This is a genomic window from Pseudomonas sp. HMSC067G02, from assembly GCF_001813485.1.
In the GTDB taxonomy this organism is placed as follows: Bacteria; Pseudomonadota; Gammaproteobacteria; order Pseudomonadales; family Pseudomonadaceae; genus Pseudomonas; species Pseudomonas aeruginosa.
Genome location: NZ_KV812708.1, coordinates 143,017 through 162,873, shown reverse-complemented (window position 1 = coordinate 162,873; position 19,857 = coordinate 143,017). Strand labels below are relative to the sequence as shown.

Sequence of the window (19,857 nt, the reverse complement as noted above, 5' to 3'; positions counted from 1 at the left end):
GCTACCGGGCTTTCAAAAAACGTCAGTTATTTTTAGCCCGGCATTCGTCCTTCCCCTGCCGCGAGCGGCTCGGTGTGCAGCCGAAACGGCGGCGATAGCTCTGGGTGAAATAGGACTGGCTGGAAAAGCCCGCCTCCATGGCGATGTCGACGATGCTCATGTCGCTGTTGAGCAGCAACTGATGGGCATAGAGGATTCTCCGCTCGCTGATCCAGGCGCGCGGCGAAACCCCGTAGACACTGCCGAACAGCTCCTTGAAGGTGGTCAGCCCCATGCCGAACTCGCGGGAGAAGTCGGACAGCTTCCACTCGTTGAGGTAGTGCTTCTCCATGAATAGCTGCAGACGCTCGACATGCCGGTTGCTCAGTTGCCGCAGGACCGACATCAGCAGCGGCCCCTGCGGACTGAACGCGAAGAGCATCAGCAACTCCTCGATCTTCAGGCAGGCGAGCATCGGCGGATGCTCATGCACAAGCAATTCCTTCAACCCCTTGACGCAACCGGCCAGCAGAGGCGTGGCAGCGAACGCGATGATGCCCGGCACGGGCTCGTCGCAACGCTCGACTTCACTCAACAGCGCGCCGAAGCGCTGGACGAAGCCTTGTAGAAACTGGGCAGATAATGGAATCCAGAGTATTCGGCTGTCCTTTCCCTTGGTACTTACGACATAGCTTCCGCGGCGGACGAAAAGCAACTCGCCAGGCGCCAGGCAAAAAGTGGAATCGATGTCCTGGACGGTCAGTTCGCCCTCGAGCAGAACATATACGCCCTCTTCCTTGTTTACCCTGTATTCGAAAGTTGGAATGTTCCAATGACAAGACGTTATCTGCTTTCGGCCAAGAGATTTGGCTCCTTGCATATTATAAGAACCCCAACACTTCCCGTCGTACCTTGAATGCCCCGCCTAGCGGAGAGGCATGAATACGCTCCGTTTTATTGATTTTCAAAGCCATGAGCACGGAGTCGATTTTATAATAATCAGGATTATCCGACGTGCGCTGATTCGCAGAGCGAGTCGGCTTCCGCCAATTAATCCAGCCTTCTTTAGAAGCGGAACAAAAGTACCAGTTTTATTATTCGAGGCCTTCCCTGACAACGAACGAGACTTGCACTTCTTTAATCTCCATACGCACTTTCCGAAACAGCAGGCAATGTATCAATCGTTGCCAGATCTTTCTTCCGGGCGAGCGGCCGTACAATTCGGAAAACAGTCGCGCCGAACCAGCCGGACCCGCTCATCGACGCCCGCCGCCACCCGCTGCCAGGCGCTCGCCTGGACCGCCGCGACGCCCACCCAGGAAAGCTCGGTGCGTAGGTACAATGCCTCGCCCTCCAACCTGTCGACCTCCAGATCGAACGCATAGCGCAACGGCAACCCGGACACCCGGTAGCGCCGCTCGGCAATCGTTTGCATCCCTCCCTGAACGACGGCATACAGGCGCAGCCTGAGTTGCGCCTGGCGCGCCTGCAGGGAAACGCCGCCCACCGAGCCGCCCACCGTCACCTTCGGCGACATCGGCGCGGGCTGGCTGACGCAACCGCCGAGCAGCAACGCCAGCGGCAACAGCATCCAGCACCTCACCTGCGCCGGACCGTGCGCGCCTCCAGCGGCGTGCCGTCGCCGTCGGCGAGGCGCTGCAAGGCCTGCTCGCTGCGCGGATCGCCAGCCACGTTGCGCGCCAGCCAGCGCGCCAGCCCGGCCACGCTGGAACGGTCGTCGCCGCGAACGGCCGCGCGGGTCACCGAACGCCCCTCGAAATGCCCCACCGTCTCGGCTCCTGCGTCTTGGGACGGCTGCACCGGCGAAATCGATTCGATTTTCATGGGGCCACTCAAACCCTCATGCCGACCGCAGCGACCGCCTCGCGATCGCTGTCGCACGGCAGCAGGCGTTGCCAGAACTCGGCGTGGTCGAGCAGGTTGGCCAGGGTCGCCTCGAAGCATTCGAGGGTCAGTTGCGCTGCGAGAATCTGCGCATACAACTGGACCTTGCCGGTCAGCTCGTCGAAGCCGAAATGCAGATCGAAACGGTGCCAATGGCGGTTGAAGCTGGCGAGCTGGCGAAAGATCCCCTCGCCCAGCACATCGATGCCCGCCACATCGGCCTCCAGCAACAGACGCTCGCGCTCGGCGAGCAGCAACAGGGTGACGCCCACCTGTTCGTCGAACAGCAGGCTCGCCATGCCCTCTTCGTCGAGGGACAGGGAAGGCAAACCGATACGGCCTGCGAACTCGGCAAGCAGTCGGTTGACCTTGCTCGTTAAATCCATGGGGGCGCCTCCTAAAGCTCAGCGCATGCTAGCACCGGGCTATGCCTCGCTTTTGTCACTGAGAGACTTTTCTTTTAAGAAAAAAGCCACATCGCTGTGGCCTTTTTCCTCCCGCGCGGAGACGGCTCAGACCACTCCGGCCGCCGCACGCCAGGCCTGGTTATGGCTCTGGGTGTACTGCTGGATGAGCTGCAGGACGTCCTTCATGAAGCCGGCATCGAAGCTCATCTGGTCCTCGACCTTCTGCTTCTGGCTCTGCCCGATGGTGGCGTTGACCTCCTCTTCCCGGGCGCTCGCCTGCGACTCGCCCTGGCGCACCTGGACCGAGGCGTTGGCCATCTGGACGAAGGACTGGATCACCGTGTTGGCCACCTGCAGGGCGCCGTTGCGGCTCTCGAAGGCACGGCCCGCCGCGCGCAACGCCACACTGTCCTGCGCCTGGTCCGCCGCCCAGACCTTGCCGACGATCTTGCGATCCTCATCGGAGGTCTTGCCCAGCGCCTGCATCTTCGCGTCGATCAGTTCGTTGCGCCCATCGATGTTCTTCTGCAGGGTCTTCTCCTGGCTGATGGCCTTGCCGTTCTTCAACGCGCCGAGACTGCCGACCACTGCCGAGGCCAACGCGCCGACGCCGGCGATCACCGCCATGGCGATCATCAGCGTGGCGCCGCTGCGCATCTCGTCCACCTGCGCCTTCTGCGCGTGGATGATCGCCTGGTTCTCGTTGTCGCGCTGGAGTACACCCAGCTCGCGCGCCTTCTGCGCGATGCGGAAGAGAATCAGCAGAAGCTCCACGCTGCTGTCCAGCTCGCTGCCGGCCGCTTCCATACGCACCGGGTCGAGCGCCTGACGCGGAGCGTTCAGTTCGACCCGGTCGGCCCGCGCGGCCGGCACCTGCGGCAGCTCCGCAGCCGCTTGCGGCGTGCCGACGGAACGCCCGGCGGCGCCGGGAGCGATCGGCTCGGAGGGGATCGCGGCCTGGGTAGCCGCCAGGGAATATTGCGTATCGATCATGTGACGCCTCCTCAGATCGCTGCCGGTCGGCTGGACAGGTTGTGCAGGGTTTCACCCTTGGCCTGGAGCATGGCGAAGATCCGCTCCATGATTTCCTGGAATGCTTCCAGCATGCGGCTCAGCTCTTCCTTCAGGCGCTCGATCACGCCCTGCAGGGTGGTCAGGTCGGCACGCGATTCCTGCACGTCGGCCTGGCGGTTCGCGGCCTTCGCCTGGAATCCCGAATGAGTGGCCTGGGCCGCGCCGTTGGCGACGTCCAGGGTCAGGTCGGAAACCTGCACGCCGAGTTTCAGCGAGTGCGACAGCGATTGGCCGGCCAAACTGCCGAACTTGCCGCCCAGGCCGGCGACCTTGCTCGCCAGGCTAGCGGTCATCTCGGCCGCCTTGCCGCCGATCTTCGCGCCCAGCTTGGCCAGCCCGCCGACCGCTGAGCCGCCGAAGCTGACCACCGCCGCCAGCAGCGCGACGGCGATCTCGATACCCATCAGTGCCGGGCCGAGCTTTTCCATCACTTCCTTGCTGATCAATCCGTCCGCGGCTGCCTGCTGTACCGACTGGGAGACCACTCCCATGACACCGCCCGCGATCATCAGTGCACCCGCGGCCGCGCCGACGCCGGTTGCCACCATGATTGCGCCGACGATGATCGAAGCTATTGCACTGATCCAACCAAAGATTTTGGCTGCCAGACCGGACTTCTGGGCTTCTTTCGCGGCTTCTTCCGATTCCCTGATCTTCTGCTGGTTGTCCTCCATCTTCTGCAGGTTCTGCTTTCGCGCCTGCTCGATTTCGGTCAGCTTGAGTTTCTTCTGCTGGTTCTCGACTTCGCCGGTGATTTTCGCCAGCTCGATCTCGAACGCCTGCGGCGACATCAGGCCGGCGGACAACAGCGTCGAAGCGCCGGCCAGCACAACCTGCCGCGCCAGTCCGGCATCCTCGCCCACTGCTTGCACCAGGCTGGCGATCTCCGCACGATTGGCGATCTCCAGGCGCTGCTGGCTGGCTGCGGACGGCGGCGTCAGCGCCACCCCCGTGCCGCTCGCGGAAGCCGCGGCCGGCGCCGCCAGGCGCTCCACCCGCAGACTCTCGACATCCCTCGCGACCGGCCTGCCGAGCGCCGGGATATCCCCGGCGTCGGCCACCCCGTAGGGCAGTCCGGCGCGTTCAAGCGTTATCGGATTCATATGTTCGATCCTTTCTCGCGGTTACGGCTTCCAACATGGCGCCGGCACGCGCGGCCAGGGCCTCGTGCGCCGGCTGTGCCGCGGCCAGGGCCCGGGCCGAGTAGAAGCCACTCTCGGCTCCGTCGAGATCACCCAGTTGCAGGTGGCACTCGGCGGCATGGAAGGGAAAGCGCGGCTCGTTGATGTCCATCAGCGCGCCGTAGCTGTAGCTCTGCAGGGCCTGTTCATAGAGACCGAGGGACTGGCGGCAGGCGCCCAGGCCGAGAAAGTAGCGGGCGTCGTAGTGGTCGAGCATGCACAGTGCCTGGAAGATCTTCTGCGCGTCGTCCCACTTGCCCGCCTGGTACTGGTTGAAGCCCAGCGCATAGAGCTGCTCCAGGGTGTCCTCGCTGAGTCCGCGAAGCATCGCCAGGGTGCCGCCGTCGCGCAGGAAGGCCTCCAGCGCCTGTTGCTGGTCGGTGTCGGAAGGGGTCGCTTGCTGGTTCATGGATACCTCTAGATCGCGCTGAGAATGTCGCGCAGGACGCTGTCGTATTTCTGGATGAAGCGGTTGAGCGCCTCGACCGCCGAGTTGTAGCGGGAGCTGGTGTCGTTGAGCAGGGTGGTCTTCTCGTTGACCTTGTCGTTCAGCGGACGCGAGCGGTCGCTCACCGTGGTGGCGAAATTGCCGACCGGGTTGTTGTCCTTCTCGAAGGGGTACTCATCCCTGAGGCCCTTGAGTTCCCCGCTCTGCTTCGGCGAGCCGCTGAGAAAATCCTTGATCGACAGCTTGCCGCTGAAGGTATCCAGATTGCTCAGCAACGCATACTCGGGGCTGTCCTTCCACCTGGGATCGCCGACGGCATAGCCATAGAGCGTGGGGTCGACCAGATCGATACCGCCAGCGTCGATCCTGATGCCCTGCTTGGCCGACAGCGCGGCGTTGATCTGCGACTGGATCACGCTGTAGACCTTCAACTCCGCGGTCAGCGCCTTGAGCTCGTCGAGCAGCGCCTTGCGCTTGCCGTCCTGGGTCTGCAGGACATCCTTGTAGACACCGATGACATCCTCGTCGAGACGGCCGTGCAGGCTGAAATAGGCCGACACCAGGAACTCGCGCAAATCCCACTGCGCACCGGGCTGCCGACGTGCCTGCAGGACTTCGCGGAGTACCTCGAGGCCCTGCCCCGGAGGCGCGGACGGATTGGCCGCGAGCAACCAGGCGAGCGCCTTGAGCACTTGCGCCTCGCTCAGCGGCTGGCCGGCGTGGGCCAGCACGATCCGCTCGCTGCGCAACAAGGCCAGCAGTTCCTCCTGCTCGGCACTGGCAGGCGCCGCCGGCGCGGCCAGGAGTTCGTCCAGGAACAGCTCGCGACCGGCATTAAAGTTTCTGACTTCCATCGTGATTCCTCAGATCAACAAGCCACGCATCGGCGTCGGACGCCGCGGCCGGGTACCCAGCTCGCCCTGCGTCGGCTGGGAACTGCGCATGCGCCGCAGTTCGGCCAGCAGCTCCTCTTCGGCGGCTCGCGCCAGCTCTCGCTCCGGCGCCTGGAACAGCAGCTCGCCGGCGTCCGCGGCAAGCCCCAGGCCTTGCCACATTTCCGCCAGCAGGCGGCCGCGTTCCTCGCTGTCGCGAATCGCCAGTTCGGCGGCCTGGACGGTCGCCCGCAGGGTGTCTTCGGTGTATTCGTTCATGTCGCCCATGGTAGGGATCGACGTCGCCGGAGCCTGTCAGGCACGGTCGGGTTTTTGTCGTTTTCGCAGGCTTCGCTGCGTCACCACCCGCCCGGCCTCCAGCTCGAACCAGCCGTCGGCGGGCTCGGCGGCGCCGGTCCAGCGGCGATAGAAGCGCGCCATGCGCTCGCCAGGCAGCGGGCTGCCGGCCAGCGCCAGGACCTTGCCGTAGAGACGCTGGCGCGGCCCCAGCGTATCGAGCGTGGCCTCCGCCAGCAGGTACAGCGCGGCGAATGGATTGGCCAATCCGCTGCGCGCCTGCCGCCGACGCAACATCACGATCCAGACCCGCTCGCCGTCGCAGCGCCAGGCCAGTTCGCAGCCATGGGCCAGGACCTGCCAACCGAGCGCGATCGAGGTGTCGCGCAGGCAATGCGGACGCACCGCCAGGCCGCGGGCGAGAAACCAGGGAATCAGCGGATCGGCGCTCACAACACGATCCTGCCAAGCGGCTGGATGTTGATCTGCTGGGTCAGCTCCTGGTAGGACAGCACCGGCAGCCCGGCATAGTCGCTCTCCACCAGCTTGCGCACGTAGCGGCGGATATCCATGGAAACGATCAGCACCGGCCGGTTCTGCATCTGCGCGAGATCGCCGACGGTCTGCCGCACGCGCTCGAGGAAGGCCTGGGTTATCGCCGGGTCGAGGGCCAGGTAGCTGCCGGCGCTGGTCTGGCGGATGCCACCGCGGATCTGCTCCTCCACCGCCTGGTCCAGCAGGTAGGCGGGAAGGATATTGTTGCCGCTGGAGTACTTGTAGCAGATGTAGCGCTTGAGGCTGCTGCGGATGTACTCGGTGAGCTGCACCACGTCCTTCTCCTTCTGCCCCCACTCCACCATCGCCTCGAGGATCGCCCGCATGTTGCGGATCGAGATGTCCTCGCCGACCAGGCGCTGGAGAATCTCGGTCATCCGCTGCAGGGGAACGATCCGCTGCGCCTCCTTCACCAGCTCGCCGTAACCCTGCTCCATCTGCTCCAGCAGGTAGCGCGTCTCCTGGATGCCGATGAAATCCTCGGCGTACTCCCGCAGCACATGGGACAGGTGCCAGGTGAGCACCTGCTCCAGGCCCAGGCAGGCACAGCCGGAACGCTCCAGGCGATCCTGGTGCGCCTGCTCCACCCAGCTCGCCTCTTCTCCCGGCACCTGCAGCTCCGCCGGCTCGTGGGGGACCGCGAGCAGTTCCAGCTGCGCGGCGCGTTCGCGCACCAGCAACCAGCCCGGCCGCAGGCATCCGCGCGCGACCGGGACCTCCTGTAGCTGCACCAGGTATTCGCCATCGCCCATCGCTTCGTTGAAGCGCAAGTGGATACCCGGGAACGGCACGCCGAAATCCAGGTACAGCGCGCGTCGTACCCGCACCAGTTCCTCGTTCAGCGACATCGCCTCCAGACGTTCCTGGAGGCTGGCATCGACGTCGATCAGCAACGGCACGGTGAGGGCGAATTCTTCCTGCTCGGCGAGACGCCCGGCCTTCGGCTTGCCGCCGCCAGCCTTGCCACGCGCCTTGGCCGATGGCGCTCCGGCGCCCTGCGCGAGCAACGCCGGCAGGTCGCGGGAACCGGCGCTGGCCTGGGCCCGCTGGCGCCAGAGCATGAAGTAGCCGCCGCCGCCGACCAGCAGCGCGAGAGCCAGGAAGGTCAGGGTCGGGAAACCGGGAATCAGGCCGAACAGTACCAGCAACAGGCCGCCGATCAGCAGCGCCTTGGGCTGCGCCACCACCTGTTCGCCGATGTCGCTGCCGAGGTCCGCCGATTCGTCGGAAGACACCCGGGTGACGATGATCCCGGCGGTGATGGCGATCAGCAACGCCGGCACCTGCGAGACCATGCCATCGCCGACGGTCAGCACCGCGTACAGTTGCAGCGCGTCGGCGGTGCTCAGGCCCTTCTGCGTGACGCCGATGGCGATGCCGCCGAGGATGTTGACGACGATGATGATCAGCCCGGCGATGGCGTCGCCCTTGACGAACTTCATCGCGCCGTCCATGGAGCCGAACATCTGGCTTTCCTTTTCGATCACCGCGCGCCGCGCCCGCGCCTCGTTGACATCGATCACGCCGGCACGCATGTCGCCGTCGATGCTCATCTGCTTGCCCGGCATGGCATCCAGGGAAAAGCGCGCGCTGACCTCGGCGACCCGCTCGGCACCCTTGGTGATCACCAGGAACTGCACGATGGTGATGATCAGGAAGATGATGATGCCCACCACCAGGTTGCCGCCGACCACGAAGCTGCCGAAGGTGTTGACGATCTGCCCCGCGTCGGCCTGCAGCAGGATCATCCGCGTGGTGCTCACCGACAGCGCCAGGCGGAACAGCGTGGTGATCAGCAGCACCGCCGGGAACACCGAGAACTGCAACGGCGAGCCGATGTACACCGACATCATCAACAGGACCACGGAGATGGTGATGTTGACGGCGATGAGGATGTCCAGCAGCAGCGGTGGCAACGGCAGCACCATCATGAACACCACCGCCAGCAGCAACACCACCAGCAGGATGTCCTTGCGCTCGCCGACCCGGCCGAGAAGCCCGCTCAGGTCGTTCATTCCCGCGCCTCCAGCTCCAGCGCCCGGGCGTGCGCGGCACGCGCCGCGTCGAGACGCCCGGCGAGCTGTTCGGCACGGCTCAGGCAACGCCACAGACCGGGCTCCTCCTCGCCATCCTCCTGCAACTGCCGGCACAGGCGCACGGCGGGCTCGCCGAGGCCTTGCTGGAGCAACGCCAGGAGCAAGGCGCGGCGCCCGTCGCGGCGCTCCGGCGCAACGCTCAGCAAGGCCTCCAGCAACACCTGGGCGCGTCGCGGCTGGCCGCATTGCAGGTGCAGCCAGCCCAGCATCAGCAACAGGCGCTGTTGCGTCGGTTTCAACGTCATCGATTCATACCTTGTGCAACAGGTTCAGGGCCATTTGCAGCAGTCGCTCGTCTTCGTCGCGCTCGCCGAGCAGGCAGGCCGCGGCCTGCAGGGCGGGCTGGCGGGGCAGCGTGAGGGCCAGGCGGAGATCGCGCAGCGCCCGGCGGAAGTCGCCGGGGCGCAGCAGGCCGTGGAACTCCAGCTGGGGCCGGGCATAGTCGAACAGGCGCTGTTGCGCCTGCTGCGCGGGATACAGGCTGGCGACGTGGGTCTCCACCGGCCGGCCGTCGGGCGCCAGCAGATGGCGCTCCGGCAGGGGCGGCGCGAACGGCTCGGCATGCGCCAGGTCGAGCCGTTCGATGCCGATGTGCCAGGCACCGACCCGGCTCATGCGGCGAGCACTTCGCTGCGCGCCGAGCGCAGCGCCTGCAAGGCCTGGTGCAGCGTCGGGATGCCGACCTGCCGGGCTTCCAGGGTGATGCACAGCAGCAGGCGCGATTCGCCGCTCCAGGCGCAACGCAGCGGCAGGCTCCCGGCCGCGCGCGCATGGCACAGGCGCAACGCCCGCAGCGTTCCGCGATAGGCCTGGTGCCAGGCCAGGTCACAGGCCAGCCAGAGCGACAACTGTTCGCCATGGCGTTCCAGCTGCAAGGTGCCGCTGTCCTCGAAATCCAGTTGCACCACGCGCGCCAGCGGCGCCGGTACGCTCACCCGCAGGTCCTGGCAGAACTGCGCGACGGCCAGCTCAACCCAGTCCATGCTGCTGCTCCTCTTCGCGCTCGATCGCCAGGTCGAGTGCCATCTGGCAGGCATTCAAAAGATTCTGGCGCTGCTCGTCGTCGCCGAACACTTCGACCGGCAACAGGCGGTAGAGACGCTTCAGTTCGCGGAAGAAATGGATCTGCCGGGCGACGTCGGCCAGCGGCAACGGCTCGAGCAACGCCTGCACCTCGGCGACGCCGACCCAGCGCTTCTCGAGCAAGGCGATGACTGCGCCGGTCAATTCAGAAGGCCCGTATGCCATGGCCCCGCTCCCCTGTCACCAGCACCTGCCAGAGCGCCCCCACCTGCTCCGCCAGGCCGCCGAGCACGCGCAGCTTGTGCATGTCGCTCATGACCCGCTCCAGCTTCACCGGATCGAGCCGGCTCGACTGACTGTCCAGGTCGGCGCTCAGGGCTTTCTGCAGGAAGGCCACGACCCGCTCCAGCGGCGTCGCGGCGAAGCGCGCCTGGATGTCCTGCCAGGCCGCCGACAGGCCCCGGTAGTCGAGTACCGCGTCACGGTAGGTATCGCGCAGCGCCTGGATATCGCCGACACCGGCGGCGGAAGCCTCGGCGGCCAGCGGCTCGATGCGCAGGCCGAGTTCGATCTCCAGGCCCTGCGCGTCGGCCATCCGCAGCAACGCCTGGTCGACCAGCGCCAGCATCGCCCGCGCCTCCGGCCGCCCGGCCAGGACGTCGCGCGCCCGCGACAGCGCCAGGAAGCGCTGGCTGATCTCGCTGGAGAAGCCCTCCAGGTAAGCACTGAGCTGCGCCAGGCTGCTCAGTTGGCCGCTGCCCAGGTGGGCGATCAGCGCCTCGAGCTTCTGCTGGCTTTCCAGGTCCGGAATGCGCTTCCAGTACTCCTGCAGCATGGCCTGGACTTCGCTCAGGCGCGCATGGGCGTCGCTCAGGCGGCGCTTGGCCAGGGATTTCTCGGCGCGCTCGGAAAAGGCGAAGGTCAGCTCTTCCGCGGCATCGGCCAGCGACTGCGAAACGGAAACGTAGTGGACGCGCTCGCCCTGAAAGCTGCCGCCAGCCTGCTGCGCGGGGGCGTTGGCCGCTTCCCGCGGCGCGAGGGGCGCGGCGGAGGAACTCTGGAGGATGTCCATCGTGGCTGTGGTTCCTGGTCTGCAAAGGCGGCGCAGTATAGGAACCGGCCCGGCGGCGCCGATGCCAATATCGGCCGGTTTTTTTTAGCCGCGGCGGCAACCGATTTCTAAAAACTCCCGGCTGGCACTGAAATTCGTCGCGCGAGGCTTTCTCTATAGTGCGCGCCGACTCCAGCCGAACCGATCCGCCATGCCCGCGCCTCTCTCTCCTCTCATCGTCCGGATGCGCCACGCCATCGAAGGCTGCCGGCCGATCCAGATCCGCGGGCGGGTCACCCAGGTCACCGGAACCCTGCTCAAGGCCGTGGTGCCCGGCGTGCGCATCGGCGAACTCTGCCAGTTGCGCAATCCCGACCAGAGCCTGGCGCTGCTCGCCGAGGTCATCGGCTTCCAGCAGCACCAGGCGCTGCTCACCCCGCTCGGCGAGATGCTCGGGGTTTCCTCCAACACCGAAGTCAGCCCTACCGGCGGCATGCATCGCGTGGCGGTTGGCGAGCACCTGCTCGGGCAGGTGCTCGACGGCCTCGGCCGCCCCTTCGACGGCAGCCCGCCGGCCGAGCCGGCGGCCTGGTATCCGGTCTACCGGGATGCCCCGCAACCGATGAGCCGGCGCCTGATAGAGCGGCCGCTATCGCTGGGTGTGCGCGCCATCGACGGCCTGCTGACCTGCGGCGAAGGCCAGCGCATGGGCATCTTCGCTGCCGCCGGCGGCGGCAAGAGCACCCTGCTGGCCAGCCTGGTGCGCAATGCCGAGGTGGATGTGACGGTACTCGCCCTGGTCGGCGAACGCGGTCGCGAAGTCCGCGAGTTCATCGAAAGCGACCTCGGCGAACAGGGGCTGCGCCGCTCGGTGCTGGTGGTCGCCACTTCCGACCGACCGGCGATGGAGCGCGCCAAGGCCGGTTTCGTCGCCACCAGCATCGCCGAGTATTTCCGCGACCAGGGACGCCGCGTCCTGCTGCTGATGGACTCGCTGACCCGCTTCGCCAGGGCCCAGCGCGAAATCGGCCTGGCGGCCGGTGAACCGCCCACACGCCGCGGCTATCCGCCATCGGTGTTCGCCGCGCTGCCACGCCTGATGGAGCGTGCCGGGCAATCCGAGCGAGGCTCGATCACCGCGCTCTACACCGTGCTGGTGGAAGGCGACGACATGAGCGAGCCGGTGGCCGACGAGACCCGCTCGATTCTCGACGGGCACATCGTGCTGTCGCGCAAGCTGGCCGCCGCCAACCACTATCCGGCCATCGACGTGCTGCACTCGGTGAGCCGGGTCATGAACCAGATCGTCGACGACGATCAGCGCCATGCGGCCGGACGCTTGCGCGAATGGCTGGCGAAGTACGAGGAAGTCGAGTTGCTGCTGAAGATCGGCGAATACCAGAAAGGCCAGGACAGCGAAGCCGACCAGGCCATCGAGAAGATCGGGGCGATCCGCCAGTGGCTGCGCCAGGGTACCCACGAAACCAGCGATTACGCACAGGCCTGCGCGCAGTTGCGGAGCCTCTGCGCATGAGCCTGGCGCTGCTGTTGCGCGTCCGACGCCTGCGCCTGGACCGGGCCGAGCGCGCCCAGGGCCGCCAATTGCTACGGGTTCGCGCCGCGGCGCAGGAACACACCGAGCGCCAGGCGGCGCAACGGGACTACCGCGACTGGCGACTGGCCGAAGAGCAACGGCTGTTTCTCGCCTGCCAGGCGGCCATGCTCGACCGCCGACGCCTGGAAGCCTGGCAGCAGCAGGTAGGGCTGCTGCGGGAAAAGGAAGCCGGCCTGGAACAGGACTGCGCCGAGACCGCGCAGCGCCTCGAAGGGGAGCGCGAGCGCCTGCGGCAGTGCCGGCGAGAACTGCTGGAACGCCAGCGGCAACTGGAGAAGTTCGCCGAACTGGAGCGCCACGTCGACGCCGAGCGCCAGGGGCTGCGCGAACGCAGCGAGGAAGGCGAACTGGAAGAATTCACCCGCCACGAGACCTGGCCATGCTCAAGCTGAACGCCGTGGATACGGCTCCGCTCGTGTCGTCCGACACCCCTGCCCCCCTTCCGCCGCTGCGCGCGCAGCAGATCGCCTTCGAACAGGCCCTGCCCGCGCACCGACCGCCGGCGCCCAGGCCACCGTTCGACAAGGGCGACGAAACGACAGAGGCCGAAGAGCCCGCCGCGACAGCCGACGCGCCGACCTCGACGCCTCTCGCCGACCAGCCCGCGGCGCCTGCCGCCGACCGGCCGCCGACCACTCGGCAAGCCCCCGTGCCAGTTGCCGCGGACGCAACGCCAACGCCAACGCCAACGCCAACGCCAACGCCAACAGTGTCGCCGTCCGGATCGGTAGCACGGCAAGCGCCGGCGGTCTCCGCGCGCGTCGCGGCGTCCACGCAAGCCCGGGAGCCGGCCAGCGTTTCGGCGCCTCCGGTCGACGAACCGCCGCTGGTGCCGGTGTCCTCCCACCCGCAAATCGCAGGTCGGACGCATGAGCGGCCGCAGCCCGGCCCCGGCTTCCCGGCGAAAGCCGCAGCCGAGGTCGCGCCCACGGCGCAGGCCAGTGCCCAGGCTTCGCCGCCCGCGCCGACAGCGGGCGGCGAAGGCCGCGGAGAGGAGCGTCGGCAACCCGGAGAAACCGATCCATCCGCACTGCCCCCCGACGACCAAGCGCCTGTGCCACTGCCTGCCATGCAAACCCCCGGCGACCGCCTGCTGGCACGCATGCTGGCATCGAGCGGGAGCCGGCCACTGCCGCTGGCCGATCTCGCGCGCCTGCTCGATGCCGTGCAGGGGCGCATCCAGGTCGCCAGCGCAGCCGAAAGCCATGCGGCGCGCCTGCAGGTGCAACTGCCCCAGCTCGGCGCCGTGGAGGTGCAGGTCCTGCATGGCCATGGCCAGTTGCAGATCGAGATCAGTGCCAGCCCCGGCAGCCTGGCGTTGCTCCAGCAAGCCCGTGGCGAGTTGCTCGAACGCCTGCAACGGCTGCATCCGGAACAACCGGTGCAACTCACCTTCAATCAGCAGCAGGACAGCGGCCAGCGCTCGCGGCAACGTCGCTACCTGCATGAAGAGTGGCAAGCCGAATGAACGGGGCGGACCTCGACCTGCCGCTCGCCAGCCGCGCCGAACTGGATCTCCAGCGACGTCTCGCACGTTGCCGTCGCCACTATGTCGGCAACGCTTTGCAAGCGCGCCTGGACATCGCCCAGGCCGCCCCCGACGTCGATCTCGAACTGAGCCTGGCGTGGGACGGCCTGCCCCTGCGCTTTCTCTGCCAGGCCCCGGCGCTGGCCCGCTGGCTCGCGCCGAACCTGCAGGAGGCAGCCTTCGCCAGCCTGCCGGCGGCCCTGCAACTGGCCTTGCTGGAGCGCGAAGGCAACGTCTTTCCCGGCCTGGTCTGGTACGGCCTGAGCCCGGCGCAACCACGCGCTGCGATGGGCCTGCGCCTGAGCCTGGAACGCGACGACCAGCGCCTGGCGCTCTGGCTCGACGGCGATCCCGCGACGCTGCTGGCACGCCTGCCGCCGCGCCCCTCGGCGCAACGCCTGGCCATACCGCTGCGCCTGTCGCTGCAATGGCCCGGCCTGCCGCTGGAGGCCGGCGAGCTGCGCACCCTGGAGCCCGGCGACCTGTTGCTGCTGCCTGCCGGCCATCGCCCCGACGCAGCGCTGCTGGGGGTTCTCGAAGGACGCCCCTGGGCGCGCTGCCAACTCCACTCCACGCAACTGGAACTGCTCGACATGCACGACATCCCCTCCCTCGCCGACAGCGAGGACCTGCACGAACTCGACCAACTGCCGATCCCGGTCAGCTTCGAGGTCGGCCGCCGCACCCTGGACCTGCATACCCTCTCCACCCTGCAGCCAGGCTCGCTGCTCGATCTCGACTGTGCCCTGGACGGCGAAGTGCGCATCCTCGCCAACCAGCGCTGCCTCGGTATCGGCGAACTGGTCAGGCTCCAGGACCGGCTCGGGGTGCGCGTAACCCGCCTGTTCGGACACGACGAAGCATGATCCAGTTGCCCGACGAGCTCGGCCTGATCCTCGGCCTGGCCCTGCTCGCGCTGGTCCCGTTCATCGCGGTGATGGCGACCTCCTTCATCAAGATGACCGTGGTCTTCTCGCTGCTGCGCAACGCTCTGGGCGTCCAGCAGATTCCGCCGAACATGGCGATGTACGGGCTGGCGATCATCCTCAGCCTGTACGTGATGGCACCGGTCGGCTTCGCCACCCGCGACTACCTGCGCAACCACGACGTCAGCCTGAGCGACTCGGCATCGGTGGAACGCTTTCTCGACGAGGGCATGGCGCCCTACCGGAACTTCCTCAAGCGGCAGATCCAGGAGCGCGAACACACCTTCTTCATGGAAAGCACCCGCCAGGTCTGGCCCAGCGAATACGCCGAGCGGCTCGACCCGGACAGCCTGCTGATCCTGCTGCCGGCCTTCACCGTCAGCGAACTGACCCGTGCGTTCGAGATCGGCTTCCTGATCTACCTGCCCTTCATCGCCATCGACCTGATCATCTCCAACATCCTCCTGGCGATGGGCATGATGATGGTGTCGCCGATGACCATTTCCCTGCCGTTCAAGCTGCTCCTGTTCGTCCTCCTCGACGGCTGGGCGCGGCTGACCCACGGCCTGGTCATCAGCTACGGAGGCTGACCATGAGCAGCGCCGACATCCTCCACTTCACCAACCAGACCCTGTGGCTGGTGCTGGTCCTGTCGCTGCCGCCGGTACTGGTCGCGGCCCTGATCGGCACCCTGGTATCGCTGGTCCAGGCACTCACCCAGATCCAGGAGCAGACCCTCGGCTTCGTCGCCAAGCTGGTGGCCGTGGTGGTGGTACTGTTCGCCACCAGCGGCTGGCTGGGCGGCGAGCTGTACCGTTTCGCCGAAATGACCCTGCTGAAGGTGCCGCTGGTGCGATGAGCGTCCAGGACCTGCAGCAACTGCTGCTGACCTACAGCCTGCTGCTGCCGCGGATCATCAGTTGCTTCGTGGTCCTGCCGGTGCTGGCCAAGCAGACCCTGGGCGGCGGCCTGGTGCGCAACGGCGTGGCCTGCTCGCTGGCGCTGTTCGCCTACCCGATCGTCGCCGGCAGCCTGCCGCCGGCCCTCGGCGCGCTGGACATCGCCCTGCTGATCGGCAAGGAAGTGCTGCTCGGCCTGCTCATCGGCTTCGTCGCCACCATTCCCTTCTGGGCCATGGAAGCGACCGGCTTCATCATCGACAACCAGCGTGGCGCGGCACTCGCCTCGACCCTCAACCCCAGCCTGGGCAGCCAGACCAGCCCCACCGGGCTGCTGCTGACGCAGACGCTGATCACCCTGTTCTTCTCCGGCGGCGCCTTCCTCGCGCTGGTCGGCTCGCTGTTCAGGAGCTATGCCAGTTGGCCGGTGAGCAGTTTCTTCCCGCAGTTCGGCAGCCAATGGGTGGCATTCTTCTACGCGCAGTTCTCGCAGATGCTGATGCTCTGCGCGCTGTTCGCCGCGCCGCTGCTGATCGCCATGTTCCTCGCCGAGTTCGGCCTGGCGCTGGTCAGCCGCTTCGCCCCGTCGCTGAACGTGTTCATCCTCGCCATGCCGATCAAGAGCCTGGTCGCCAGCCTGCTGCTGGTGCTCTACCTGGGCATCCTCATGGAGCACGCCTACGATGCCCTGCTGCTCGCCGTCGACCCGCTGCGCCTGCTGCGTCCCGTGCTGGAGACGCCATGAGCGCCGAGAAGACCGAGCAGCCCACGGCGAAGAAGCTGCGCGACGCCCGCCGGCAGGGCCAGGTGGTGAAGAGCAAGGAAATTGTCTCCAGCGCGTTGATCCTGTCGCTGGTGGCGCTGCTGATGGGCTTTTCCGACTACTACCTGGAGCATCTCGGCAAGCTGCTCCTGCTGCCCGCCGAGTACATCGACCTGCCGTTTCGCCAGGCGCTGGAGACCATCCTGGAGAACCTTCTCCAGGAACTCCTCTACCTGCTGGCGCCGGTCCTGCTGGTCGCGGCGCTGGTGGTGGTGCTCAGCCATGTCGGCCAGTACGGCTTCCTGCTCAGCCTCGACAGCGTCAAGCCGGACCTGAAGAAGATCAACCCGGTGGAGGGCGCGAAGAAGATCTTCTCGATCCGGAGCCTGGTGGAGTTCCTCAAGTCGACCCTGAAGGTCGCCCTGCTCTCCCTGCTGGTCTGGCTGACCTTGCAGGGCAACCTGGCCAGCCTCCTGCGGATTCCCGCCTGCGGGCTGGACTGCGTGGCACCGGTGAGCGGGCTGATGCTCAGGCAACTGATGCTGGTCTGCGCGGTCGGCTTCCTGGCGATTGCCGTCGCCGACTACGCCTTCGAACGCCACCAGCACTACAAGCAGTTGCGCATGAGCAAGGACGAAGTGAAGCGCGAATACAAGGAGATGGAGGGCAGCCCGGAGATCAAGAGCAAGCGCCGGCAATTCCATCAGGAACTGCAATCGAGCAACCTGCGCGCGGATGTCCGGCGTTCCTCGGTGATCGTCGCCAACCCGACCCACGTCGCCATCGGCATACGCTATCGACGCGGCGAAACACCCCTGCCGCTGATCACCCTGAAGCACACCGACGCCCTGGCCCTGCGGGTCCGGCGCATCGCCGAGGAAGAAGGAATCCCGGTGCTGCAACGAGTTCCGCTGGCACGGGCGCTGCTGCGCGACGGCAATGTCGACCAGTACATACCGGCGGACCTGATCCAGGCCACCGCCGAAGTCCTGCGCTGGCTGGAAAGCCAGCAGACGGATACACCCTGAACGCTATCGGGCAGGGTGGCCGCCTCGGCACCGGCAACGCAAGACGCTGCGACCTGGCGCCGAAAAAAAGGGGCCCGAAGGCCCCTTTCTCATGCTTGCTACGGGTCAGTCCTTGTCCGGGATCCCGTGTACCACGCCCGCGGTATTCTCCAGCAGGCTCTTGGTCGCGGTCTGGATGAACGACTCCAGCTTCTTCTGTAGCTCGGCCTGGTCCGGTACGTCCTTGGTGATCACCGCCTTGGCATCGCCGCCCAGCTGGTAATCGTAGACGCGCACGTCACCGTCCTTCGGCCGCACCAGGATGCGGTTGCCGGAGACGATGGCGACGTTCTGCTCGCTGCCCGACGGCTTGATCACGCCGAAGCCCTTGTCGCCTTCCGGCAGGTTCAGCAGGTCGCGGCCCCAGCACTGGTGGACGGTCTCGCCGCCGAGCAGGCCCATGATGGTCGGCACGATGTCGACCTGGGTACCGACGGTCGGCAGGTGGGTACCGAACTTCTCCTGGATGCCGGGGGCGATCAGCAGCAGCGGCACGTTGAAGCGGTGCAGGTCCATCTCGGTGAGCTGCTCGGGGCTGCCGAAGCCATGGTCGCCGACCACCACGAAAAGGGTGTCCTTGTAGTACGGCGACTTCTTCGCCTTCTCGAAGAACTGGCCCAGCGCCCAGTCGGAATAGCGCATGGCGGTCAGGTGCTCGTCGAGCGAACCGTAGCCGGTCACGCGCTCCACCGGCAGGTCCTTCGGCAACGCGTAGGGCACGTGGTTGGAGAGGCTCTGCAACAGCGCATAGAACGGCTTGCCGGTGCTCGCCAGCTTGTCCAGCTCCTCGTTGCCACGGGCGAACATGTCCTGGTCGGAGACGCCCCAGGTCGGATCGGAGAACACCGGGTCGACATAGTCGTTGCGGCCGATGAAGGTGGTCATGCCCTGGTTGCTGAAGAAGCCGGACTGGTTGTCCCAGGCGAAATCGCCGTTGTAGACGTAGACGTCCTCGTACTGGCGGGCGCTGAGCAACTGCGGCAGGCCGGAGAACTTGTGGCCGCCCTCCGGGGTTTGCATCAGGTATTCGAAGCCCGGCAGGTTGGGGAAGCAGGCCATGGTGGCGAACATGCCCTGGTGGGTATGGGTGCCGTTGGAGAAGAACTGGGTGAACAGCAGGCCTTCCTTCGACAGCTTGTCGAAATACGGCGTGATGTTGCCCGGCGCGCCCAGGGCGCCGACATAGTGGCCGGCGAAGCTTTCCAGCAGGACCACCACCACGTTGCGGATCGGCAGGGTGTTCGCCGCCGGCGGGGTGAACTCGCGGCGCACCGCGGCCTCGTCGGCGTCCACCAGCTTGTCGTTGGGGGTCAGCAACATCTGCCGGGTGGTCTCCAGGGCGACCTTGTCGTCCAGGGTGGCCTTCCAGATGTTCGCGCGGTCTTCGGAGAAGCGCTCCTTGGCCGCCTTGACCAGGGTCAGGGTGCCGTTCAGGCCCAGTTGGTTGGCGAACATGGATTCGGTGGTGAAGGCATCGCCCCAGCGCAGCGGCGGGCCCTGGCGCAGGGTGCCGCGGGCGGCGAGGACGCAGACCAGCACGCAGAGGAACAGCACCACGCCGCGCACGTACCAGGGCGCGGCAGCGCCCGGGCGGGCGATCACGCTGTCTTCGCGCGGCTTGCGCTGGCTCGGGCGGGTCGCCAGGTCGATGGCCTTGAACACCCGGTACAGCACCCAGGTGGCGAAGGCCCAGGCCAGCAGGTAGCGGACCACCGGGAAGCCGTACCAGAGCATGCTCATGACGGTCTTCGGGTCTTCCGACATGTACTGGAAGACCAGGCTGTTCAGGCGCTGGTGGAACTCGCGGTAGAAGTCCAGCTCGAGTACGCCGAGGAACAGGGTGATGCTGGCGAACAGCGTCAACCATGTACGGAACAGGCCGCGAGCGGCCATCGCGCGTACCGCGAACAGCGACAGCACCAGCGGCGCCACGGCATAGACGACGACCCGCAGGTCGAAACGCACGCCGTTGCCGAACGCCTCGAGGAAGGTGCTCGCCGGGGTCGCGCCGATCAGTTCGCGGTTGTAGATCAGCAAGGCCAGGCGCAGCAGGCTGAACATGACCAGCAGCACCAGCGCGCTGAGCGCGGTGAACGCCAGGTGGCTGCGGATGGTGGGCTGGAACAGCCGTGGGGGCGATTGGGTGGTTCGGACTTCCGTTTGGTCCATGT

The 19,857-nt window shown here is 66.6% G+C and carries 25 protein-coding genes; 8 read left to right on the top strand and 17 right to left on the bottom strand.

The genetic code is table 11. The features are described 5' to 3' along the window. Window positions 1-22 precede the first annotated feature (22 nt). From exsA to popN, 16 genes are all read right to left on the bottom strand, one after another. On the bottom strand, window positions 23-859 hold the full coding sequence (gene exsA, locus HMPREF2914_RS23740; protein WP_003120334.1) for a T3SS regulon transcriptional activator ExsA: 837 nt from the start codon (window positions 857-859) through the stop codon (window positions 23-25). 297 nt (window positions 860-1,156) lie between these two features. Continuing rightward, a complete protein-coding gene (gene exsB, locus HMPREF2914_RS23735; protein ID WP_003109507.1) occupies window positions 1,157-1,570 on the bottom strand; it encodes a YscW family type III secretion system pilotin ExsB in 414 nt (137 codons plus the stop codon). Window positions 1,571-1,578: 8 nt separating this feature from the next. After that, the gene (exsE, locus tag HMPREF2914_RS23730; RefSeq protein WP_003117722.1) at window positions 1,579-1,824 is read right to left on the bottom strand and encodes a T3SS regulon translocated regulator ExsE; all 246 of its coding nucleotides are present in this window, start codon (window positions 1,822-1,824) and stop codon (window positions 1,579-1,581) included. Window positions 1,825-1,832: 8 nt separating this feature from the next. Next, window positions 1,833-2,270, bottom strand: coding sequence for a type III secretion system regulatory chaperone ExsC (gene exsC / locus HMPREF2914_RS23725; RefSeq protein ID WP_003100769.1), 438 nt, complete (start codon window positions 2,268-2,270; stop codon window positions 1,833-1,835). Between the two features lie 126 nt (window positions 2,271-2,396). Beyond that, window positions 2,397-3,284 (bottom strand): type III secretion system translocon subunit PopD, encoded by an 888-nt coding sequence (gene popD / locus HMPREF2914_RS23720; protein ID WP_009314655.1) that lies wholly within the window; start codon window positions 3,282-3,284, stop codon window positions 2,397-2,399. 11 nt (window positions 3,285-3,295) lie between these two features. After that, entirely contained in the window at window positions 3,296-4,468 is a 1,173-nt protein-coding gene (gene popB / locus HMPREF2914_RS23715; RefSeq protein ID WP_023091978.1) for a type III secretion system translocon subunit PopB, read from the bottom strand. Next, window positions 4,449-4,955, bottom strand: coding sequence for a SycD/LcrH family type III secretion system chaperone PcrH (gene pcrH / locus HMPREF2914_RS23710; RefSeq protein WP_003087708.1), 507 nt, complete (start codon window positions 4,953-4,955; stop codon window positions 4,449-4,451). The genes popB and pcrH overlap by 20 nt, the downstream gene beginning before the upstream one ends. Before the next feature lie 8 nt (window positions 4,956-4,963). Further along, window positions 4,964-5,848: a type III secretion system needle tip protein PcrV gene (gene pcrV / locus HMPREF2914_RS23705; protein ID WP_003087704.1), complete on the bottom strand. Its 885-nt coding sequence runs from the start codon at window positions 5,846-5,848 to the stop codon at window positions 4,964-4,966. A 9-nt stretch (window positions 5,849-5,857) separates the two neighbouring features. After that, entirely contained in the window at window positions 5,858-6,154 is a 297-nt protein-coding gene (gene pcrG / locus HMPREF2914_RS23700) for an LcrG family type III secretion system chaperone PcrG (RefSeq protein WP_023091979.1), read from the bottom strand. A 27-nt stretch (window positions 6,155-6,181) separates the two neighbouring features. Then, complete coding sequence (gene pcrR / locus HMPREF2914_RS23695; protein WP_003100791.1) at window positions 6,182-6,616, bottom strand: LcrR family type III secretion system chaperone PcrR; 435 nt, start codon at window positions 6,614-6,616, stop codon at window positions 6,182-6,184. Further along, a complete protein-coding gene (pcrD, locus tag HMPREF2914_RS23690) occupies window positions 6,613-8,733 on the bottom strand; it encodes a SctV family type III secretion system export apparatus subunit PcrD (RefSeq protein WP_003100792.1) in 2,121 nt (706 codons plus the stop codon). Before pcrD ends, pcrR begins: the two co-directional genes overlap by 4 nt. Continuing rightward, window positions 8,730-9,059 carry a type III secretion system chaperone PscY gene (gene pscY / locus HMPREF2914_RS23685; protein WP_003113547.1) on the bottom strand — a complete coding sequence of 110 codons (330 nt, stop codon included), beginning with the start codon at window positions 9,057-9,059 and terminating at the stop codon, window positions 8,730-8,732. The genes pcrD and pscY overlap by 4 nt, the downstream gene beginning before the upstream one ends. A gap of 4 nt (window positions 9,060-9,063) precedes the next feature. Then, window positions 9,064-9,429 (bottom strand): type III secretion system protein PscX, encoded by a 366-nt coding sequence (gene pscX / locus HMPREF2914_RS23680; protein WP_003109499.1) that lies wholly within the window; start codon window positions 9,427-9,429, stop codon window positions 9,064-9,066. Then, complete coding sequence (sycN, locus tag HMPREF2914_RS23675; RefSeq protein WP_003087694.1) at window positions 9,426-9,797, bottom strand: type III secretion chaperone SycN; 372 nt, start codon at window positions 9,795-9,797, stop codon at window positions 9,426-9,428. The genes pscX and sycN overlap by 4 nt, the downstream gene beginning before the upstream one ends. Further along, window positions 9,784-10,062 carry an Acr1 family type III secretion system gatekeeper subunit Pcr1 gene (gene pcr1, locus HMPREF2914_RS23670; protein ID WP_003087693.1) on the bottom strand — a complete coding sequence of 93 codons (279 nt, stop codon included), beginning with the start codon at window positions 10,060-10,062 and terminating at the stop codon, window positions 9,784-9,786. The genes sycN and pcr1 overlap by 14 nt, the downstream gene beginning before the upstream one ends. After that, window positions 10,043-10,909, bottom strand: coding sequence for a SctW family type III secretion system gatekeeper subunit PopN (gene popN / locus HMPREF2914_RS23665; RefSeq protein ID WP_070702863.1), 867 nt, complete (start codon window positions 10,907-10,909; stop codon window positions 10,043-10,045). Before popN ends, pcr1 begins: the two co-directional genes overlap by 20 nt. A 190-nt stretch (window positions 10,910-11,099) precedes the next feature. Here popN and pscN point away from each other — a divergent pair, with 190 nt between their 5' ends. Genes pscN through pscU form a run of 8 tightly spaced genes read left to right on the top strand, consistent with a single transcriptional unit; the run spans window position 11,100 to window position 17,647 of the window. Further along, on the top strand, window positions 11,100-12,422 hold the full coding sequence (gene pscN / locus HMPREF2914_RS23660) for a SctN family type III secretion system ATPase PscN (protein WP_003100796.1): 1,323 nt from the start codon (window positions 11,100-11,102) through the stop codon (window positions 12,420-12,422). Beyond that, a complete protein-coding gene (gene pscO, locus HMPREF2914_RS23655; protein ID WP_003109497.1) occupies window positions 12,419-12,895 on the top strand; it encodes a type III secretion system central stalk protein PscO in 477 nt (158 codons plus the stop codon). The genes pscN and pscO overlap by 4 nt, the downstream gene beginning before the upstream one ends. Beyond that, the gene (gene pscP / locus HMPREF2914_RS31920; RefSeq protein ID WP_079383646.1) at window positions 12,883-13,971 is read left to right on the top strand and encodes a type III secretion system needle length determinant PscP; all 1,089 of its coding nucleotides are present in this window, start codon (window positions 12,883-12,885) and stop codon (window positions 13,969-13,971) included. Before pscO ends, pscP begins: the two co-directional genes overlap by 13 nt. After that, window positions 13,968-14,897 carry a SctQ family type III secretion system cytoplasmic ring protein PscQ gene (pscQ, locus tag HMPREF2914_RS23645; protein WP_003087676.1) on the top strand — a complete coding sequence of 310 codons (930 nt, stop codon included), beginning with the start codon at window positions 13,968-13,970 and terminating at the stop codon, window positions 14,895-14,897. Before pscP ends, pscQ begins: the two co-directional genes overlap by 4 nt. Next, window positions 14,894-15,547, top strand: a complete 654-nt coding sequence (gene pscR, locus HMPREF2914_RS23640) for a SctR family type III secretion system export apparatus subunit PscR (RefSeq protein WP_003087674.1) — start codon at window positions 14,894-14,896, stop codon at window positions 15,545-15,547. Before pscQ ends, pscR begins: the two co-directional genes overlap by 4 nt. 2 nt (window positions 15,548-15,549) lie before the next feature. Then, window positions 15,550-15,816: a SctS family type III secretion system export apparatus subunit PscS gene (gene pscS, locus HMPREF2914_RS23635; protein WP_003087672.1), complete on the top strand. Its 267-nt coding sequence runs from the start codon at window positions 15,550-15,552 to the stop codon at window positions 15,814-15,816. Then, the gene (gene pscT, locus HMPREF2914_RS23630) at window positions 15,813-16,601 is read left to right on the top strand and encodes a SctT family type III secretion system export apparatus subunit PscT (protein ID WP_003132884.1); all 789 of its coding nucleotides are present in this window, start codon (window positions 15,813-15,815) and stop codon (window positions 16,599-16,601) included. Before pscS ends, pscT begins: the two co-directional genes overlap by 4 nt. Beyond that, window positions 16,598-17,647, top strand: a complete 1,050-nt coding sequence (gene pscU / locus HMPREF2914_RS23625) for a SctU family type III secretion system export apparatus subunit PscU (protein ID WP_003087668.1) — start codon at window positions 16,598-16,600, stop codon at window positions 17,645-17,647. Before pscT ends, pscU begins: the two co-directional genes overlap by 4 nt. Window positions 17,648-17,752: 105 nt before the next feature. On the opposite strand, the gene HMPREF2914_RS23620 is transcribed toward pscU, so the two are convergent. Then, window positions 17,753-19,855: an LTA synthase family protein gene (locus HMPREF2914_RS23620; RefSeq protein ID WP_003087666.1), complete on the bottom strand. Its 2,103-nt coding sequence runs from the start codon at window positions 19,853-19,855 to the stop codon at window positions 17,753-17,755. Window positions 19,856-19,857: the final 2 nt, after the last annotated feature.

Excerpts from the sequence above, each read along its gene's own strand:
- exsE (WP_003117722.1), bottom strand. The coding sequence starts at position 1,824 with ATGAAAATCGAATCGATTTCGCCGGTGCAGCCGTCCCAAGACGCAGGA.
- pscO (WP_003109497.1), top strand. The coding sequence starts at position 12,419 with ATGAGCCTGGCGCTGCTGTTGCGCGTCCGACGCCTGCGCCTGGACCGG.
- pscR (WP_003087674.1), top strand. The coding sequence starts at position 14,894 with ATGATCCAGTTGCCCGACGAGCTCGGCCTGATCCTCGGCCTGGCCCTG.
- pscQ (WP_003087676.1), top strand. The coding sequence starts at position 13,968 with ATGAACGGGGCGGACCTCGACCTGCCGCTCGCCAGCCGCGCCGAACTG.
- pscY (WP_003113547.1), bottom strand. The coding sequence starts at position 9,059 with ATGACGTTGAAACCGACGCAACAGCGCCTGTTGCTGATGCTGGGCTGG.
- pscT (WP_003132884.1), top strand. The coding sequence starts at position 15,813 with ATGAGCGTCCAGGACCTGCAGCAACTGCTGCTGACCTACAGCCTGCTG.
- pscU (WP_003087668.1), top strand. The coding sequence starts at position 16,598 with ATGAGCGCCGAGAAGACCGAGCAGCCCACGGCGAAGAAGCTGCGCGAC.
- pscP (WP_079383646.1), top strand. The coding sequence starts at position 12,883 with ATGCTCAAGCTGAACGCCGTGGATACGGCTCCGCTCGTGTCGTCCGAC.
- exsA (WP_003120334.1), bottom strand. The coding sequence starts at position 859 with ATGCAAGGAGCCAAATCTCTTGGCCGAAAGCAGATAACGTCTTGTCAT.
- exsB (WP_003109507.1), bottom strand. The coding sequence starts at position 1,570 with ATGCTGTTGCCGCTGGCGTTGCTGCTCGGCGGTTGCGTCAGCCAGCCC.
- pscX (WP_003109499.1), bottom strand. The coding sequence starts at position 9,429 with ATGAGCCGGGTCGGTGCCTGGCACATCGGCATCGAACGGCTCGACCTG.
- popD (WP_009314655.1), bottom strand. The coding sequence starts at position 3,284 with ATGATCGATACGCAATATTCCCTGGCGGCTACCCAGGCCGCGATCCCC.
- pcrH (WP_003087708.1), bottom strand. The coding sequence starts at position 4,955 with ATGAACCAGCAAGCGACCCCTTCCGACACCGACCAGCAACAGGCGCTG.
- popB (WP_023091978.1), bottom strand. The coding sequence starts at position 4,468 with ATGAATCCGATAACGCTTGAACGCGCCGGACTGCCCTACGGGGTGGCC.
- popN (WP_070702863.1), bottom strand. The coding sequence starts at position 10,909 with ATGGACATCCTCCAGAGTTCCTCCGCCGCGCCCCTCGCGCCGCGGGAA.
- pscS (WP_003087672.1), top strand. The coding sequence starts at position 15,550 with ATGAGCAGCGCCGACATCCTCCACTTCACCAACCAGACCCTGTGGCTG.
- pcrD (WP_003100792.1), bottom strand. The coding sequence starts at position 8,733 with ATGAACGACCTGAGCGGGCTTCTCGGCCGGGTCGGCGAGCGCAAGGAC.
- HMPREF2914_RS23620 (WP_003087666.1), bottom strand. The coding sequence starts at position 19,855 with ATGGACCAAACGGAAGTCCGAACCACCCAATCGCCCCCACGGCTGTTC.
- pcrV (WP_003087704.1), bottom strand. The coding sequence starts at position 5,848 with ATGGAAGTCAGAAACTTTAATGCCGGTCGCGAGCTGTTCCTGGACGAA.
- pcrG (WP_023091979.1), bottom strand. The coding sequence starts at position 6,154 with ATGGGCGACATGAACGAATACACCGAAGACACCCTGCGGGCGACCGTC.
- pscN (WP_003100796.1), top strand. The coding sequence starts at position 11,100 with ATGCCCGCGCCTCTCTCTCCTCTCATCGTCCGGATGCGCCACGCCATC.
- pcr1 (WP_003087693.1), bottom strand. The coding sequence starts at position 10,062 with ATGGCATACGGGCCTTCTGAATTGACCGGCGCAGTCATCGCCTTGCTC.
- sycN (WP_003087694.1), bottom strand. The coding sequence starts at position 9,797 with ATGGACTGGGTTGAGCTGGCCGTCGCGCAGTTCTGCCAGGACCTGCGG.
- exsC (WP_003100769.1), bottom strand. The coding sequence starts at position 2,270 with ATGGATTTAACGAGCAAGGTCAACCGACTGCTTGCCGAGTTCGCAGGC.